Consider the following 1,530-nt stretch of genomic DNA (forward strand, 5'->3'; position numbering starts at 1 on the left):
ATTTTTTTAACCATTTCTTGGCAGAAAGGGGCTTAAAGTTTCTATCGGCTACTTCTGGATATTTTCTTGGCCTACCTCTAATGTTCTTGGTGGAATTTAAAGAAATATCGATAGGCCAAAAGCTATGATTTTCAGGAATTTGAGCCACAAAGGTTAACTGCCTTTTATCTAATTCTCCCAATAACTCTCGTTTTTCTCCATAACCGGCATCAAAAGCAAGCGCTTCATAGGGAAAATCCTTCTTAAGAATATCATCTAAAAGTTGTAAAGCAAGCTGCCATTTCTTTAAAAACTTGTATCTTGCTTTAGGAACTTTGGCTACCTGCATTCTTTTTTTACTTTTTGTCCAAGATTGAGGAAGGAATAATTCACCTAGGATAGGAAAATGCTCTTTACCTTTTTCACAGTAATGCCACGTGACGATTGATTGACAATTAGCAATTTTTCCTAAAGCTCCACAATACTGCCTGGCTACCCCTACCGAAAACTTTCCCTTCTTGGGTAAAGAAGTGTCGTCTAGAACAAGTACTCCTTTTTTAACCCCCATGCTTTGAGCCATATGCCGTGCCAGTTGTTGTTGCATCGCTGCATGGTCCCAAGGGCTTTGATTGACAAATTGTTGAATGGCTTGTTCATTTCCTCCAGGAAGCCTTTTTGCCATGGGTTCGATAGATTTTCTTTCTCCATCTAATATTAATCCTGAAATGTATAATCTGCACCAGTGAACTCTTTCTGATCTTCCTAAGTTGGCTTTGAAAACATTAATCCATTCATTAAGTTGTTCGCGAATGGAATTTAGTTGCTCTAGATTCATTGCCCCTCCTTAATTAGTAAACCTTACCTACATTAATATCAAAAAGCCACTTAACGAGGTAGTAATAGTTTGACATGATTTAAAGGATATTTCAGGCTTAAGCAATATTTTGAGAGCGTTTTTTCTCCCAAATCGCTATGCTTTGTTTACGCCTAAATCATTATAAAGCTCTTAATTTCTTGCAAAGTTGACTATGAAACCAATCAAGCTAGATAACCAACAAAGCCGTCTTTTTAAATCTCGCTTTAGCGATGAACTCAATCTAGATCATCCTCTTATCCAGCTATCCAAATTGATTGAATGGAAGCAGCTGGAAGAAGAGTTTGATAAGCTGTTTGTAGAAAAGATAGGGCAGCCAGCTAAGCCTGTAAGGCTAGTTGTAGGGCTCTTTATCTTGCAGCATATGTATGGGCTTTCGGATGTAAATGTGGTGCATCGATGGGTAGAAAATCCTTATTGGCAATACTTTTGTGGGTATGAATTTTGGCATCATGCGCTGCCTATTCATCCTACTTCTTTAATTAGATGGAGATCTAGATTGGGTGAAGCTGGACTTAGCAAGATTTTACAAGGGACGATTGCAGCAGCTGTTCTGACAGGCGCAGTAAAAAAAAGCCTTAAAAAAGTCATTGCCGATACAACCGTAATGCCTAAAGCTATCGCCTTTCCTACCGATGCCAAACTTTACTTTAAATCTATTCAAGCGCTTGTAAAAA

The 1,530-nt window shown here is 38.2% G+C and carries 2 protein-coding genes; one reads left to right on the forward strand and one right to left on the reverse strand.

What is annotated here, in order from left to right; all coding sequences use genetic code 11:
- Window positions 1–814: IS701 family transposase (locus tag NEOC84_RS00980; protein ID WP_166154446.1), on the reverse strand; the 814-nt coding region annotated here is incomplete at its 3' end.
- 193 nt (window positions 815–1,007) lie between these two features.
- Between NEOC84_RS00980 and NEOC84_RS00985 the strand changes: the two genes are divergently transcribed.
- Window positions 1,008–1,530: transposase (locus NEOC84_RS00985; RefSeq protein ID WP_166154448.1), on the forward strand; the 523-nt coding region annotated here is incomplete at its 3' end.

The sequence above is a fragment of the Neochlamydia sp. AcF84 genome, from assembly GCF_011087585.1.
Classification (GTDB): Bacteria; Chlamydiota; Chlamydiia; order Chlamydiales; family Parachlamydiaceae; genus Neochlamydia.